This window comes from Marinobacter manganoxydans MnI7-9, from assembly GCF_000235625.1.
GTDB lineage: Bacteria > Pseudomonadota > Gammaproteobacteria > Pseudomonadales > Oleiphilaceae > Marinobacter > Marinobacter manganoxydans.
In genome coordinates this window covers 16,611-32,657 of the sequence record NZ_AGTR01000014.1, presented here as the reverse complement: position 1 = coordinate 32,657, position 16,047 = coordinate 16,611, and the positions used below count along the sequence as shown (strand labels likewise).

Genomic DNA, 16,047 nt, shown 5'->3' with positions numbered 1-16,047 from the left:
TCCAATCATTAATATACGCGCACGTTGATCGGGGTAGCCCGGTAAACAACCAGTTTTGATGCGGGGTGGAGCAGTCTGGTAGCTCGTCGGGCTCATAACCCGAAGGTCGTTGGTTCGAATCCAGCTCCCGCTACCACATAAAAGAAAGGCAGATCAGTTGGTTACTGGTCTGCCTTTTTTGTTTTCTGAGTCTGAAATTTTCTCCGTGCCCTCATCGTGCCCTATGCGTGCCAATTTCCGACTTGGATATTTTGGCCCCTCTTCGTTGTTGACCGTAAGTCTTCTGGGGCACGGGGCATTAGCTTCTGCCCGCATGCCAAGAAAGAGAGTCACTTTTCGCCTTCAGATCCTTCCGACTCGTCCGAGACTTCCTTGATGTGCGTGATTAATTGCTCAACCGAACAGTCGAAATAAGTGCATAGCTTATCAATGTTGTCCGTCACTGTGCTGTGGCCGGGGTGGTTGATGATTTTCGACAGTGTCATCCTGTTGATGCCGGTGTCCTTAGCAATTTCACCAATAGTGATTCGTCGTTTCTCGGCAAATTCCTTATCTGCTATCAATTCCTTCAAATGGAAACGGATCATCTCTCTGCTCGTTTGATAAAACAAATAATCAAACGCCACTTGCAATTATCGCTATGTGGCGTATATTGGTGATCAAGTGATAACAAAAGTTATCAACTGATCATTGATTGGCGAAAGGAGATGTTCTCATGAACAACACGTACCTGACAACTGAAGAGCTATCAGAGCGTATCAAGTATGACCCCCGGACCATCCGTCAGTGTCTGAAAGACAGCGTCCTGTTGGAGGGTAAACATTATATTCGTCCATTTGGCGGCCGAAAAATCCTCTACATCTGGGAGATCATCGAGGAGGACATGCTCAGCATGGCTCAGAACAATCTGGCCATCCCGATGGCGAGCGGAGGTGTTTGTCATGGCTAAGGTGCGAGCACGAGTCGATACAAAAAAGCTCTTTATCGATTTCCGGTACCAAGGAATACGCTGCAGGGAGCAGACTCTATTGAGTGACACCGCCCGCAACCGTAAACAGCTGGAGACATTGATCCAGCGAATGGAAGCCAAAATGTTGGTCGGGGATTTTGACTACGCCGAGTTCTTTCCGGGAAGCAAAAACCTCAAAAAGCTTGAGGACGCTGGGGTCCTTCCCACAAATGGTGAGGGTGTTCTTGGTCAGTCAGAATCAGATACTCCTCTGTTCACAGACTTCGCTGACCAGTGGTTTCTCGAATCGAAAATCCAGTGGCGGAACTCCCACACGCGTAATGTGGAATCCATTCTGGCTAGCTCTCTGAAGCCAGCTTTCAAAAATAAACGGGTAGGCGAGATTTCCAAGCCAGACATTTTGGCTGCACGTAACAAGATGGCTCGGCGGAAGGGAAGGGGGGCGAGTGGTTTGATGTCGCCCAAGACCATCAACAGCCACATGACCATTCTGCGAATGATTCTGACGGAGGCGGCGGAGCGGTTTGACTTCACGAATCCCTATCTGAATATCAAGCCGCTGAAACAGCAGAAGGTACACATCGAGCCCTTCTCCCTGAATGAGGTAGAAAAGATCCTCGAAACGGTCAGAGAGGATTACCACAACTACTACCTGGTGCGTTTTTACACCGGCATGCGAACGGGGGAGGTTGATGGCCTCAAGTGGGAGTACGTGGATTTCGAAAAGCGGGAAATCCTGGTACGTGAAACACTCATCCACGGCCAAACCGAGTACACAAAAACGGACGGCTCTCAACGGGAAATTCCCATGTTTGGCCCCGTGTACCAGGCACTCAAATCCCAGTACGAGGCCACCGGCAAGTTCAGCAAGTTCGTATTCTGTAACCGGCTGGGAGAGCCACTGGACCACAATAACGTGACCAAGCGTGTTTGGTACCCTTTGTTGGAACACCTCAAGCTGAAGAAACGCCGTCCCTACCAGACCCGGCATACAGCGGCGACGCTACTCCTCGCGTCGGGTGAAAACCCGGAATGGGTCGCCCGCACTCTGGGCCATTCCTCAACGGAAATGCTGTTTAAAGTGTATTCCCGCTATATCCCGAACCTGACTCGCATGGATGGCAGCGCCTTTGAGCGCCTGATTCAGAGTCGGGTCATCGAAAACGATAAGGAGGTAGGTGATGAAACTGAATGATCTACGCCCGTTGATGCAGGAAACTTTTAAAGGCACCTACCGACTGACGGGGCGTGTTGCCTGTTTTGATGATGAAGGCATTCCGTATCTGAAACTTCGGTTGAGCAGCTGTGCCAGCGACATCGTGGTTCTGGCGGTAATTGGTTCTATATTGATTCCAGAGCATTTGGGCCACATGGATCTGGTCGTGGTCAAAGGGCAAGTGTGTGTTGGTGCGGAGGAAAGTGAGATCCTGCTGACCGATATCCGCCGCCCGTTGCAGGCAGACGTTGCCGGCTTGCCTGCACTGCAGACTTTGCCACGGACGTTCTGCCCTAAGCCGGAGGCATTGGATCAGCTGGTTGCTGCGGTACGGTCTTTGCGGTCAGCCCCATTACAGATGTTCATAAAGCGAGTATTGGAGCGCCGTGACAGATTGGAGGTTTTCCTGAAAGCTCCGGCGAGCAGGAATTACCACCACAGTGAGCCCGGCGGTCTGCTGGCTCATTCCCTAGAGGTGGCGAAGAACGTACTGGTCATGACGGAGGCCAATGAACCCGAGATGCCTTGGGAGCTTCAGGAGCTCGGTTTCGTCGCTGGTTTGTTGCACGACATTGGCAAAACCTACACTTATGATACGTGGGGTAAGCCGACAGCAACCGCAAGGTTGTGCGACCACGCCGACCTAACTCTGGAGGCCTGCGCCTACGGTCTGGCTTATCTCGACAGGGTAGACCCTGATGCGGCGCTTGCACTCCGGCACATTTGGACCTGCGCCTCCCCCGGCGCGCGCTACGGTGCCACCCCTGCCATGACGCTTGCCCGCTATGTTCGTGACGCAGATGCCCAGAGTGCCATGGCTGACAATCAGCGGAAGGCCTACCGAAAGCGCCAGCCAATCGGTTTTGGGCGGCTTGGAAGCAACGTGTATTGGCGGCCATCAATCGAAGCTCATGGATGAGGCAGATGAAAACGACAGTGAGGGGTGTGAGCACGTTGCGGCCACACCCCTTTCTTTATCCGGCGGTGCGAGGGGATAGCGCTTGGGCTAGGAAGCAGGCATTTACCCGCCAACGGTGCTAAGGTCAGGAAAAATATAGCGTCCCTAGTGAAGGATATGCCAAAAATCTACTACCTCCATGGCTTCGCCAGCCGCTTCGATATCAACAGCGACAAACTCAAAACGCTCGCCAGGGTTGGTCCTGTCTATGGTCACGACATCGATTACACCCAAGGCTCGGAAGACGTTATCGAAGAGAGCTTGGACAAGCTGATGCAAGTGAACCCGGATCTTCTGGTTGGGACTTCGATGGGAGGATGGCTGGCGGGTATTCTGGGAGCCGAAGCGGGTATTCCGTTTGTTGCCATCAACCCGGTGACGGAGCCTGCCCACGCTCTCAAGTCCTGGATAGGGCCGGGTGTCGATCATCAGGGGCAGGCCTATCAACTGACGGACGAAGTGGTTTCTAGCTACTATCCTTTCACCCACTATGGCAGCGGGTTAGTACTGCTGGATCAGGGGGATGAACTGCTTCCGTGGAACGACACCGTCAGGGAGCTTGGGGGTTATTTTTCGGTACACAGCTTTGAGGGCGGGAGTCACCGGTTTGAGCACATGGAAGAAGCGCTAGAGCTTGTTCGGGAGCATGTGAAGGATTAATGCTACGAGGGGCTGCGTTAACGACAGTGCGACTGTTCCTCACTCGGCTTCGGTGCGACCGAATGTGTCAGAGCGCGACCTAACACGTAACCGGCTGCCACACTCACCAGTGCTGTCACTGGCCCAATCAGGCCTCCCACTAAGCCCCCAACAAACATCAGTACTACGCTTTTCATACAGACTCCTCCCGCCTTCCTGGCAGCTGTATTAGTCCGAGTATAAAACACTGTGCCCAATGATGGGTTGACCCATACGTATTATCTTTCCAAAATACTGTATATTCAAACAGTATTCGGTGTAAAGCATGTCCTGCATTCTGCTTGGTGACTTTGAATCCTTCTCCCGCCTGAACATTCCGATGTTTCTGGAACGGGTCTCGGCTGGCTTCCCATCTCCGGCGGAGGACTACATTGAGAAAACCATCGATCTGAACGAGCTCTGCATCCAGCATCCTGCGGCCACATTCTTCGTGCGTGTTCAGGGAGAGTCCATGATCGAGGCTGGCATCTATCCCGGCGATGTCCTGGTGGTGGACCGGTCGCTGAGAGCCAAGCACGGAGACATCATCATCGCCAGCCTGGAAAGCGAGATGACGGTCAAGCAGTTGCATTTGACGCCACCGCCTGTTCGCCTCCTTCCAAGGAATTCAGCGTACCGGCCTATTACCGTCGAGGGCGATATGGTGATGGAGGTGTTTGGGGTGGTCACCAACGTCATTCGGTCACTCAAGCGGGGAGGCCAGGGATGACACCTGAATCGGCAGTATCCTTTGTCACCGTAAGACGACGGTTCGATTTTCGCAGCATCGAGGTCGGACGCTGGGTGACGCCCCAGGAGCGGGGCCGGGCAGCCGGCCGGTTTTATCAGGCGCTGTGTGATTTGATGACGATCCTGCGAGGACCGGAACCATTGATCTCCCTAAGGAGCACGCTGGGCCTGCAGTATGGCATCGGCGGCCGGCTGGGCGTGGCGGCGCACTATATCCCTGCCACCCGGCAGCTGGCGCTGGCCAAGAACGCCGGTGCAGGTAGCCTCGCTCATGAGTGGTTTCACGCCTTTGATCACTACATGGGTGGCAAAGCTTACCGGAATGCCGGACCGTTCGGCTTTGCCTTCGCCTCCAGTGCCTGGCTGAACAGCGTAAGCAGTAAACCCCACCCACTGAATGAACGGCTAGGCGCCTGCTTCCAGGCCATCATGCTGACGGAGGACGGCACTGCACCCAGCACTTTGTTCAGGGCCTCCCTGATGGCCGATCAGCACTTGAGAACGGTTTATTACACCAAGCCGGAGGAGCTGTGCGCTCGCGCCTTTGAAGCCTTCATTGAAGACAGCCAGCCGCGTAACCGATTTCTGGTAAACGGAACCGTTCACTCTCATGAAGCCAAGGCGGGTCTGTATCCGCAGGGCGAGCATCGCCAGCGGATAAATGACGCCTTTCAGTGTTACTTTGCCGCTCTCGGGGCTGCGTTGTACCGGGAACAGGCCAAAGCCGGATGAAGACAGCCGTATTCGCCTTGGTGGACTGTAATAACTTCTATGCCTCCTGCGAGAAGCTGTTCCGTCCGGATCTGCGTCATACACCGGTTGTGGTGCTGTCCAACAACGACGGCTGCGTCGTCGCCCGTTCCAAAGAAGCCAAGGCGCTGGGGATCAAGATGGGCGTGCCGGTTCATCACATCAAACCGGAAATTCGCCGGTACGGCATCCAGGTGTTCTCCTCCAACTACACCCTCTATGGCGATATGAGCAGACGGGTTATGACCACTCTTGAAGCCCTGGCTCCGCGAGTAGATGTCTATTCCATCGATGAAGCGTTTCTGGACCTGACCGGCATTGACCGGGTGGTGTCTTTCGAGCACTTTGGGCGGAAGATCAAGAACACGGTTTATCAGAACGTCGGCTTGCCAGTCTGTGTGGGCATTGCACCTACGCGAACCCTGGCCAAGCTGGCCAACCATGCCGCCAAGAAGTACCCGGCAACCGGCGGCGTAGTCGATCTGACGGACCCCGCCCGGCAACGGCGGCTGATGGCTCGCGTACCGGTTGAGGACGTATGGGGTGTCGGGCGAAAACTCCGTGCCAGGCTTCAGGCCATGGGCATAGTCACGGCGTTACAGTTAGCGGATACCCATCTGGCAACGCTCAGAAAACAGTTCTCTGTCGTGTTGGAACGCACGGCCCGCGAACTCAACGGCATTCCCTGTGTGCCGTGGTATGAAGTGCCACCGCCCAAGAAACAAATCATGTGCTCCCGTTCATTTGGTCAGCCCCTTCAAAAACTGAGCGACCTGGAAGAAGCCGTGGTGCACTTTGCGACTCGCGCTACCGAAAAACTTCGGGGAGGTCAGCAGTATGCGGGAGAGCTGATGGTGTTCATTCGAACGAATCCGTTCAAGACGACGGCACCGCAGTATTCACGCAGTGCCAGCGTGAAGCTCATCCAGCCCAGCCAGGACTCCCGGGTTATTGTGCAGCAGGCCCTGAACCTGCTTCGACCGATGTACCGGGAAGGATTTAATTACGCAAAGGCCGGCGTTATGTTGGGGGAGCTAGTGGAAGAAGTGGGGCTTCAAGAGGATCTATTCCAAGCGGCCCCGGAGCAGGTGCCAGACAATGGCAGATCGGAGCGCCTGATGGTGGTGATGGATACGATCAACCGAAAGTCCAGGGCGACGGTCTACATGGCCAGAGAGGCAGGGCCTGCGGCCTACGCGATGCGGCGGGGGCATTTGTCGCCGGCGTATACGACCAGCTGGGATGACTTGCCAAAGGTTCGCTAGTAAACATAAGCGAACATTCACGGCTGCTCTTTCGCACACGCTTCTTTCAACAAAAACACTTCGATATTTATCAAATCGTCTAACTGAGAAGCTGGCTTTTTGGTTTGGCTATGTACTGCAAGAAGGCCCGGGCTGTTCTTGGCGTTTGGAATGTCTTGTCAACAGCGCAAAGAAAAGCAGAACAATCAAATTGCCTCTTGCACATCTACCTACTAATAGGTGGATTAATTGGCGCATGTTTAATGACCAACAGAGGCAATCAATGAAAATCTACGATATCGAAGGCTTCCCGAACCCGCTCCGCGTTCGCATCGCTCTGGCAGAAAAAGGCGCAACAAACCAGGTGGAATTCGTCCCGGTCGATGTCATGGGCGGCGAGCACCGTTCCGAGGCGTTCAAGACGAAAAACCCGGATGCCACCGTGCCCATGCTGGAACTTGACGACGGCACCTGCATCGCCCAGTGCAATGCCATCACCGAATATATCGACGGCGTCTTTGATGGTCCGTCCCTTATGGGTACAACCCCAGCGGAGCGTGCCCGTATCGCAATGATGAATCTGCGGGCAGAAAACGGTCTGATGAATGCCGTGGGTGCCTATTTCCATCACGCGACCCCCGGGCTTGGTCCGGATCTGGAAACCTGGCAGTGTGCTGAATGGGGTAATAAACAGAAAGAAATTGCCAGCGCAACCATGACCTATCTTGACAGCGTTCTGGCGGACAATGAGTTTCTCGCAGGCGACAGCTTCTCGGTCGCAGACATCACCGCCTTTGCCGGCCTGGGGTTTGCGGATTTCGCGAAGGTGGACATTCCCGAGTCCCTGACCAATCTCCAGGCCTGGCGCGCAAAAGTCGCAGCCCGTCCTTCAATTGCCGGGTAATCCGAAACCTTCGGATTTAATGTAAGCGCTGAAAACATGAAGGGCACAAAAGGGAGGAATAACATGGAGATCAATGCAGATTTCTCCAAACCGGTGGTTATGCATTCCGACCAGATTGAATGGCAGCCCTCGCCCATGAAAGGGGTGGAGCGGCGCATGCTGGACCGGATCGGGGACGAAGTTGCCCGCGCCACGACCATCGTGCGTTATGCGCCGGGCAGTCATTTCTCGGCGCATACCCATACCGGTGGAGAAGAATTCATCGTACTCGATGGCGTGTTCCAGGACGAGCACGGTGACTTCCCTGCTGGCACCTACGTGCGCAACCCCCCAACCACGTCACATATTCCGGGCTCTGAAACGGGCTGCACGATATTTGTGAAACTGTGGCAGTTCGACCTGGCCGACCGCACCCAGTTCAGCAAGAATATGGAGGCCGAGCTGGGCGCCCCAGTGGGCGGCGTTGCCACCGCAAAGCTGCATGAGGACGATCGTGAGATCGTGACCTACAGCCAGCTCGATGCGGGGGCGACACTGACCTCTGAGGCGCCCGGCGGAATCGAACTGCTGGTGGTCGAAGGTTCGGCTATCAGGGATGGCGAGGTGCTGGCCAGGCATGACTGGCTGCGCCTCCCTGAAGGACACAGGTTGTCCGTGACGGCCGGGGACGACGGCGCCAAGATCTGGATGAAAACGGGGCACCTGCGATTTGCCGGGGCACCGAGGGTATAAGCCCGGCAATAGCGGGATTGAAAAGGCAGACAGGTGAACAACCATGAACCGTGATACCAGAACAGCCCTGATGGATCTTGCCGAGCACACCGTCCGGTCACGGGGCTTTGACGGGTTCAGCTACGCGGATCTGGCCGAGGCCATCGGCATTCGAAAGGCCTCGATCCATTATCATTTCCCCACCAAGGCGAAGCTCTCCGAAGCCTTGATCGAGCGCTATCAGACCAGTCTGCAGCAGGGTCTGACCGAGATAGACGCAGCCCATGCCAGCGCTGGCGCGCGCCTCAAGGCACTCATTGCCCTGTACCGCGGGGCGTTGCATGATGGCCAGACCGTGTGTCTGTGCGTTGCCTTTTCGACCTGCCGCGAAAGCCTGTCCGACACCGTTATTGCCAGAGTCGGCGCCGTTCGCGCAATGGTTCTGCAGTGGATTACGGCAACGTTTGAACTGGGACAAAGGGATGGATCCGTCTCGGCCATCCTGGGTCCCGCCGATGAAGCGCAGGCGACCCTGGCGATGCTGGAAGGGGCCCACCTTGCCGCGCGCACCGAAGAAGACCTCGCCGTGTTTGATGCCGCAACGCGACTGCTGCGCGCCCGCTGCCAGTAACGACGGGACAGGAATCGCGCTTTGATGTACAGAATCGCTACGCAAATTGACTCATAACGAGCGAAAAGGAGCAAACAGATGATGAGCACCCTGAAAACAGCACTGGCAGCAGCCACGCTGTCACTCACTGTTGCAAGTACGCAGGTACTGGCAGAAACGCAAACCAGAACCATCGAGTATCAAGTCGGCGACGAGACCTTCACCGGCTACATGGCCTGGGATGATGAATTCGGGCAAAAGCGTCCGGGGGTTCTGGTGGTCCATGAATGGTGGGGGCACAATGAATTTGCCCGGAATCAGGCAGAACGACTTGCCTCGGCCGGCTATACGGCGTTTGCGCTGGATATGTATGGCTCTGGCAAACAAGCCGACCATCCCGATACCGCCCAGAAGTTCATGCAGGAAGCCACTCGGGACATGAGTCAGGTCAAGGCGCGCTTCATGAAGGCGATGGACATCCTGAAGAACCACGAAAGTGTTGATGCGTCCCGAATTGCGGCACAGGGTTATTGTTTTGGCGGCGCCGTGGTTCTCAACATGGCGCGCATGGGCGTCGATCTGGACGGCGTTGTCAGCTTCCACGGCGCGCTCGGCAGCCCCCTCACGGCTGAACCCGAGTCCGTGAAAGCCAGGATCCAGGTGTACACCGGCGGTGCCGACAAGCTGGTCCCCTCGGATCAGGTCGCGGGCCTGGTCAAGGAGATGCAGGATGCCGAAGTCGACCTGACACTGGTGAGCTTTCCCGGAGTACTGCACTCATTCACCAACCCAGGCGCCGACAAGATCGCCGAGGAGTTCGGCATGCCGGTTGGTTATGATGAAGAGGCTGCCAGCCGTTCCTGGGATGGCACCATGCGTTTCTACAAGGCCATCTTCACCCAGTAACACAAGCGAGTGCAAACAAACCGAAACCGGCAGTATTTACAGTGAATTCTGGAACACCAACCGAAAAGCATGATGAGGTGCAACATGGCAACTGAGAGTTTACCACTGTTCGATGGAGACAATCGTCCAGGCTACAAGTCGCTGGGCAACTCGGGGCTGTTCGTATCCGAACTGTGCCTGGGCACCATGACCTTCGGCGGCGATGAGGACATCTGGGGCCTGATCGGCCAGTTGCAGCAGGAACAGGCCGACGAACTCGTGAAGATCGCCCTGGAGGCGGGGATCAACTTTATCGATACCGCCAACATCTATGGTTTCGGCGCCAGTGAGCGCATCGTCGGCCAGTCCCTGAAGAATCTCGGCGTTCGCCGCGAAGATGTGGTGCTGGCGACCAAGGTGCTTGGCCCCATGGGGGCTGGCCCCAATGCCCGTGGTGCTTCCCGCGGCCATATAATGAGCGAATGCAAGGCGAGCCTGGCGCGCCTGCAAACGGATTATATTGACCTGTACCAGATCCACGGTTTTGACCCGGCCACACCGATCGAGGAAACTCTGGAGGCACTGAACACCCTGGTGCAGCAAGGCCATGTGCGTTACGTGGGCCTGTCCAACTGGGCCGCCTGGCAAGTGATGAAAGCCATCGGCATCACCCGGGCCCGCAACCTGTGCCCGATCATATCCATGCAAGCCTACTACACCCTCGTAGGTCGCGATCTGGAGCGGGATATTATTCCGATGCTGGAATCTGAGAACGTCGGTCTGATGGTGTGGAGCCCACTGGCCGGGGGTTACCTGTCCGGTAAATACGAGGGGCCGGACGTTTCCGAAGAAAACCGGCGCGCCAAGTTTGACTTTCCGCCCGTCAACCGCGAGCGGGGCAGCGAAGTCATCAAGGTTATGCGGGAGATTGCCGATGGCAAACAGATCGACGGCGAACCGGTCAATGTGGCACAGATTGCCCTGTCATGGCTGCTACACCAGAAGCCTGTGACCAGCATCATCGTTGGCGCCAAGCGGCCCGAGCAGCTCAGGGACAATATCCGCGCGGCCCAAATCCGCTTGTCCGACGATGAACTGGTAGCCCTGGATGAAGTCAGCCGCCTGCCCGAGGAGTACCCGGGCTGGATGATGAAGATGATGGCGGGGTACCGGGATCCGGTAAAGCCGGGAGAATGATGTCGCCAATTGATATCACGGGTAGCCGCGCCGCTCTGGTGCGGCTACCGGGGGAGGAGAGCATGAATATATTGTAAAACGCAGAAGCGCATGCCCACTGATCGCTTTATTGGATTTGCCGGCTGTTGCTGAGGCTGAGTTAGGCTGATCGATTCCATTTTAATGTTCGCGCTGGACCTGTCTGGAATGTAACCCCTGCTTATACAGGTCTCTTTACAAGTTATAGGTTTTGACAACCCTCGAGATCCCCAGTACCGATAAGCCCGAGACTCACTCTAAAAAGTCGCAAAGTGCGAAATGTCAATCATGCATTTCAACTTCCGGCAATGGCAATGCCTGGCTCTACTGCCGTTAAGTTGCGTCAAGAAAGCCAGATTCCTGAAAGGACAAGCAACATATACTCCTATCCGAAACCAACGTGTGCCTTTCCCCAGACAGAAGCACCGGCGTATAGACAAAAACAAAGAGCTATGGAGTGTATTAATGGCGATCTTCCCCCGGTTTTCGGTAAGGGCGATATCCCTTACAGTTGCAATACTTTCCGCAGGATTCTCTCTTTCTGCCCAGGCCAGCATGGGCAACATCGGCACCACCTACGGGGTAATGGCGGTCGACGTGGCCACAGCTCAGTCTCTCTCAATGTTCAATGATCAGGTGTCTGCCACCTACTATAACCCTGCATATCTGACAAAAGATCCCAAGGGTGAGCTGACCGTTGGCCTGCTTCATGCTGAACAGGAACTAAGGGCGGAAAGCCCTCAGCGCAATAGCGATATACTCGCCGATTCTCCGAGCCAGCATGTGCTGATCGGCATGAAAACCAATCTCACCTCAATGACTCGTTCTGACCATCCGATCTATCTTGGCTTCATCGCGGGAGTGGAGAAATACGGCAAGGAACTGCTGGCTTTTTCTTCAAATACATCGGAAAGCGGCCAGTTCCTGGAGTACGGCAAGGAGCCCCTGTTCCTCAATATCGGTGCTGCCACCACTATCTGGCGTGGTATTGATGCCGGCATTTCGGCAAGGATCACGCTTGAAGCCAAAGCCGACCTCGATGCGATATCGAACCTCGCCGGTGAGACACAGCGTGAGCGCCTGTCTGTTAATGCCGAGCCCTCTGTAAAGTCAATTGTCAGTACCTCCATCAACTGGGGCAAAACCTTCTGCCCTGAAAATGGCTGTTGGTTGAGCGGCTGGGAAACGGCCCTGGCCTACCGGGCAAAATCAGCATCTTCCACTAGCGTCGATGCAAACATCATTGTCAGCCAGACGATTCCCGACCCGGGACTTGCCCTTGCGGTCACGACGATCGACTCCTTTCAGCCGGAAACCTGGGTCATCGGCACTCAGTATCAAGGTGACGGCTGGCGCATTGGCGGCAGTATCGAACAACAGAACTGGTCAGAACTGGAGGACGAATTTGCCGGCGACACCATTAAGGATCAGGCCAGCCTTTCCCCCGCTGCCCGGATGCAGTTTGACGACATCCTGGTCCCTCGTATCGGTGGCGAGTACAGGTTAAATGATAACTTCATGTTCCTTACTGGTGTCGCCTACAGAGAATCCCCCCTGAAAACCACTCGAAACCGGGAAGTTAACTACCTGGATACCGACAAGATCTCTATTGGACTTGGCCTCAGTGCAACGTACAACCGTACCCGTTTTCTGGCCTACCCCGTTCGCGTGGACCTCGGTTACCAGTATCAGATGCTGCAAAAGCGCGACTTCACCATTGTTGATTTCAACGGAAACGAAGAAGACGTTACTGCGGATGGCGATATTCACGTGTTCAGCGGCTCAGTTACGCTGAAATTCTGAAGAGGTGCGGCATGAAAAGAACAATTATTGCATTGAGTGTCACCACGTTACTCGCAGGCTGTGGCGGTGACGAGCAAACAATGACCCAAAGCTCAACACCCGGCTCGCTAATGTTTGCCTATCCGGCTGACTCAATGTCGTCAGGCAGTGATCAGCCCGATGTCACGTCCACCGTTCCCACAACGGCACCTGTTTTCCTGCGTTTCAACAAGTCCATCGACACACCGTTGACTGACATTCCCGATTCTCTGATCCTGAAGGATGCCACCGGAAACGAGGTTACCCTCACCGACGTGATGTTTACTGATGAAGACAAGATGGGGCTTGCGGCAAAGCCGGACAAGGCGCTTGCGCCGGGAACCAGCTACACCCTGACCTCAGAGGGCCTTCAGGCTGGCGGCACACCGGTGTCACTGACCGCAGATGGCATCAGATTCAGGACAGAACCGGCCACATCCGGCCCTATCCTGAGCCAGACCGAAGGCACCGGATTTGAACTGGCGCGAGCCATTCCGGACGGAGGGAACGACTACCCCGTCACGGACTTTACGACATTCCGGCTTCAGTTTACCGAGCCCCTCGACCCGCAATCGGTGGTTTACGGCCAGACCATCCGCCTGACGGACCAGGACGGTGAACCGGTGAATGCCGAAGTATACGCCAAGGGCCACCGGGTCACGGTGGATCCGGAAGGCTACCTGGATCCGGGCCTGACCTATAACCTGACCGTGACTACCGGCATCAAAAGCGCTCTGCTCGATGATGCCCTGTCCGAAGATCACACACTGACCTTCAACCCGATCGATTCCCGCTCCCCGACGGGCAAGCGCCAGATCATGGGCCAGGTAGCTGAAAGCATACCCGGCCAGTTGCCACTGACCGGTGCCGATTACAACTCGGTAAACCTGAGCTCCCTTCTTCTGGGCCCGAACAACCCGACCAGTGTCACCGGCACCGTGTTCGCGGAACTGGGCTTTATTCCCAAATTTGAAGCGGCGGGCCAGAGCATTCCCCTGAGGATCGACCGGGGCACCTTGCTCACCGGAAGCTCCGTGGTCGTCAAGGTCGCCGGCGCCGTGCCGGCCGGGTTCGAATCCGAAGCCGTCGAAGTTCGCTTTCTCTCGGATGCCAATGGTTTCCTGATGCCCAACCCCTATACCGATGCAGTGGATGCACCCCGGGTGCTCGAGCTCTACATCGATATGGCCCTGAATACCGGGAACACTGTTGCCAACGGCGCCCTTGGCCAACAGCTCATGCACGTGCAGCTCGTGGGCACCGCCATCGTCGAGGACGGCAAGCTGAGCATCGAAGCCGTTGGCGTTATTGAGCCGGACGTGATGGGTATTGACACGGCCTCAGGCCTGATCTCCTTCAAGCTGAACGGCTTCCGCAACGTCGAAGATGCCCCGCTGCAGGCCGACTTCGCGGACACCGAAGCGCCCTTCATCACGAGCTGGGTGCCCGGCACTGACAATCAGGCCAGGCTTCGCCCGGGCGACAATCTGGTGATCTACTTTAACGAACCGCTGCTCCCATCATCTATCAATTCCGACAACATTCAGCTGGAAAAGGATGGGGTGCTGGTTGATGCGAACCTGAAGGCCGATGGCGGCAGTGTGGTGATTCATCCGGCGGAACCATTGGTGCATGGCGCAAGCTACGTTCTCAGGCTCAATCCCAATGGGGCTTCGTCGCAAAACGGGTCCGGTTTGCGGGACCTGGCCGGAAACACCTTTGCCAGCCAGATTGCCCTGCCGTTCCAACTCAGCCCGACCGAGCCGGGCACGCCAATGGACCAGTCGCCGCTTGCGCTGATAACCCGGCCCGGTTATCCCTGCGCCAAAGCCGGCATTGATATCAACGCCGGCAACCAGGGACGTTGTGCCGGGGGCAAAGCCGATGACGACTTGCTCCCCCTTGGTCAACTCGAAACCGACAAGCCCATTATCGTCCGTTTTTCCCTTAACATGGACCCACAAACCATCGTCCCCGGCATCACTCTGACGGTTGAAAGGCAAACGGATACTGGCCAATGGGAGGAAATTGCGACCTCCGAATACACCCTCACGACCGAGCCACGGTCCCTGACCATTACGCCCCTGGTTCCGTGGGAGACAGGCAGCCTCTACCGCTATACGCTGAATGCCGCCAATGATGACAACTCAGTGATAAAGTCAACTGCGGGGCTGCCCCTGCAAACCGTCCTGCTCACCCAGGGTAAATGGGATGCAACCCACAGAACCGAGGGCGGCACGGCGCTGGTGAACTACTTCACCGGTATCGAGAAGAAGACTGCCACCTACCTGCCGCTGAGAAACCTGCCGGCGGCCGATGCCAATGCGGATCTGGACTATACAAAAGGTCTTGAGGCCGGCTCTCAAACAGGAGAAAGCGTTGCCAACGCGGTAGGCTTGGCATCCAATGGAGTCGAGTCACTGAATCCTCCTCAGCAAGATTCTCTTGTGGTTGACGCTGAAATTGGATGTGAAGTCGGGCAAAGCTGCCGGGAAGACAAATTCATTTATCTGACAGCCATGCTTGATACCTTCGTGGCAGGAACACCGGACGACCAGGGCAGGGTACCGGTGGAAATTTCGCCATCTGTGTTAGCCACCACATCCAGCGATGTGTGGGTCAAAATAGATACTGCGTTACTGGATGCATTTGCAAGCATTGGGCTTGCAGACACCGGCATTGAGGCTAACGAAAGTATCTCGACCGGTCCGCTCATGATGCGCATAAGATACCCAAGGGATGAAAAGGGGAATGTCAAACCGCTGACGGGCTTTCTATACACCAATGAGCAGGGCCAGTTTACCTTCGAGCTCAGTCTGGACGTATATCTGGATGCACCTTACCTCAACCCAAGCATTGGCCCGGCCGAGCTTGACCATAACCTGCGCAGCTATCCCATTCAGGACCTGGGTGGTGACCGCTTGACGCTGAGAGGGCCTGTGACCTTTCTCCAGGATGGCCGCATACAGATCCAACTGCTTAATGTCGAGAGGGTCCCGATTGACGTTGAAGTGCGAGGAGATATTACGCTCAACTCGAATAATGTAAGTGGTATATGCAGTCTGGTTCCTAACCTTTGTAACCCGATCATCAATCTTTTGGGGCTGAATGCAGACACCGTTATCCATCTTGAAATCCCTCAAGGTAAGCTTTCTCTCACCTATCTCTCACCAACCACACAGCAGTAACCCCAAGAAGCCCTGGTTCAACAGCCAGGGCTTTTTGCTTCAGCCTGAGAAAATCGAAGGGAAGATTGCAGTCAGGGAGGCCGTTTTGACCAGGAGGGGTGGATTGCACTCACAAAGCCACTGCGATGCCCTATTTTCCTACCTCAG

Annotated in this window: 15 protein-coding genes and 1 tRNA gene; 15 read left to right on the top strand and 1 reads right to left on the bottom strand. The window is 55.7% G+C overall.

Annotated features, from left to right (window positions below):
- Window positions 1-59 precede the first annotated feature (59 nt).
- Window positions 60-136, top strand: a tRNA-Met gene (locus KYE_RS03240).
- 193 nt (window positions 137-329) lie between these two features.
- Here the strand turns inward: KYE_RS03240 and KYE_RS03235 are convergent.
- Window positions 330-626, bottom strand: coding sequence for a helix-turn-helix domain-containing protein (locus KYE_RS03235; RefSeq protein WP_227497735.1), 297 nt, complete (start codon window positions 624-626; stop codon window positions 330-332).
- An 89-nt stretch (window positions 627-715) separates the two neighbouring features.
- On the opposite strand from KYE_RS03235, the gene KYE_RS03230 reads away from it, so the two are divergent.
- From KYE_RS03230 to KYE_RS03165, 14 genes are all read left to right on the top strand, one after another.
- Window positions 716-949, top strand: a complete 234-nt coding sequence (locus KYE_RS03230; protein ID WP_008170356.1) for a hypothetical protein — start codon at window positions 716-718, stop codon at window positions 947-949.
- Window positions 942-2,165, top strand: a complete 1,224-nt coding sequence (locus KYE_RS03225) for a tyrosine-type recombinase/integrase (protein WP_039881820.1) — start codon at window positions 942-944, stop codon at window positions 2,163-2,165. Before KYE_RS03230 ends, KYE_RS03225 begins: the two co-directional genes overlap by 8 nt.
- Window positions 2,152-3,105: a TraI domain-containing protein gene (locus KYE_RS03220; RefSeq protein WP_008170352.1), complete on the top strand. Its 954-nt coding sequence runs from the start codon at window positions 2,152-2,154 to the stop codon at window positions 3,103-3,105. Before KYE_RS03225 ends, KYE_RS03220 begins: the two co-directional genes overlap by 14 nt.
- A gap of 156 nt (window positions 3,106-3,261) precedes the next feature.
- A complete protein-coding gene (locus KYE_RS03215) occupies window positions 3,262-3,804 on the top strand; it encodes a YqiA/YcfP family alpha/beta fold hydrolase (RefSeq protein ID WP_039881819.1) in 543 nt (180 codons plus the stop codon).
- Between the two features lie 304 nt (window positions 3,805-4,108).
- Entirely contained in the window at window positions 4,109-4,552 is a 444-nt protein-coding gene (gene umuD, locus KYE_RS03210; protein WP_008170348.1) for a translesion error-prone DNA polymerase V autoproteolytic subunit, read from the top strand.
- Window positions 4,549-5,304: a CLCA_X family protein gene (locus KYE_RS03205; protein WP_008170346.1), complete on the top strand. Its 756-nt coding sequence runs from the start codon at window positions 4,549-4,551 to the stop codon at window positions 5,302-5,304. The genes umuD and KYE_RS03205 overlap by 4 nt, the downstream gene beginning before the upstream one ends.
- On the top strand, window positions 5,301-6,587 hold the full coding sequence (gene umuC, locus KYE_RS03200; RefSeq protein WP_008170345.1) for a translesion error-prone DNA polymerase V subunit UmuC: 1,287 nt from the start codon (window positions 5,301-5,303) through the stop codon (window positions 6,585-6,587). The genes KYE_RS03205 and umuC overlap by 4 nt, the downstream gene beginning before the upstream one ends.
- Before the next feature lie 262 nt (window positions 6,588-6,849).
- The gene (locus tag KYE_RS03195; protein WP_008170341.1) at window positions 6,850-7,470 is read left to right on the top strand and encodes a glutathione S-transferase family protein; all 621 of its coding nucleotides are present in this window, start codon (window positions 6,850-6,852) and stop codon (window positions 7,468-7,470) included.
- Between the two features lie 63 nt (window positions 7,471-7,533).
- On the top strand, window positions 7,534-8,202 hold the full coding sequence (locus KYE_RS03190; protein ID WP_008170339.1) for a cupin domain-containing protein: 669 nt from the start codon (window positions 7,534-7,536) through the stop codon (window positions 8,200-8,202).
- A 43-nt stretch (window positions 8,203-8,245) separates the two neighbouring features.
- Complete coding sequence (locus tag KYE_RS03185) at window positions 8,246-8,812, top strand: TetR/AcrR family transcriptional regulator (RefSeq protein WP_008170337.1); 567 nt, start codon at window positions 8,246-8,248, stop codon at window positions 8,810-8,812.
- Between the two features lie 78 nt (window positions 8,813-8,890).
- Window positions 8,891-9,697, top strand: coding sequence for a dienelactone hydrolase family protein (locus tag KYE_RS03180; protein WP_008170335.1), 807 nt, complete (start codon window positions 8,891-8,893; stop codon window positions 9,695-9,697).
- Window positions 9,698-9,781: 84 nt separating this feature from the next.
- Window positions 9,782-10,873: an aldo/keto reductase gene (locus KYE_RS03175; protein ID WP_008170333.1), complete on the top strand. Its 1,092-nt coding sequence runs from the start codon at window positions 9,782-9,784 to the stop codon at window positions 10,871-10,873.
- 483 nt (window positions 10,874-11,356) lie between these two features.
- Window positions 11,357-12,694, top strand: a complete 1,338-nt coding sequence (aupA, locus tag KYE_RS03170; RefSeq protein ID WP_008170331.1) for an alkane uptake protein AupA — start codon at window positions 11,357-11,359, stop codon at window positions 12,692-12,694.
- A gap of 11 nt (window positions 12,695-12,705) precedes the next feature.
- Window positions 12,706-15,900, top strand: coding sequence for an Ig-like domain-containing protein (locus KYE_RS03165; RefSeq protein WP_039881818.1), 3,195 nt, complete (start codon window positions 12,706-12,708; stop codon window positions 15,898-15,900).
- Window positions 15,901-16,047 lie beyond the last annotated feature (147 nt).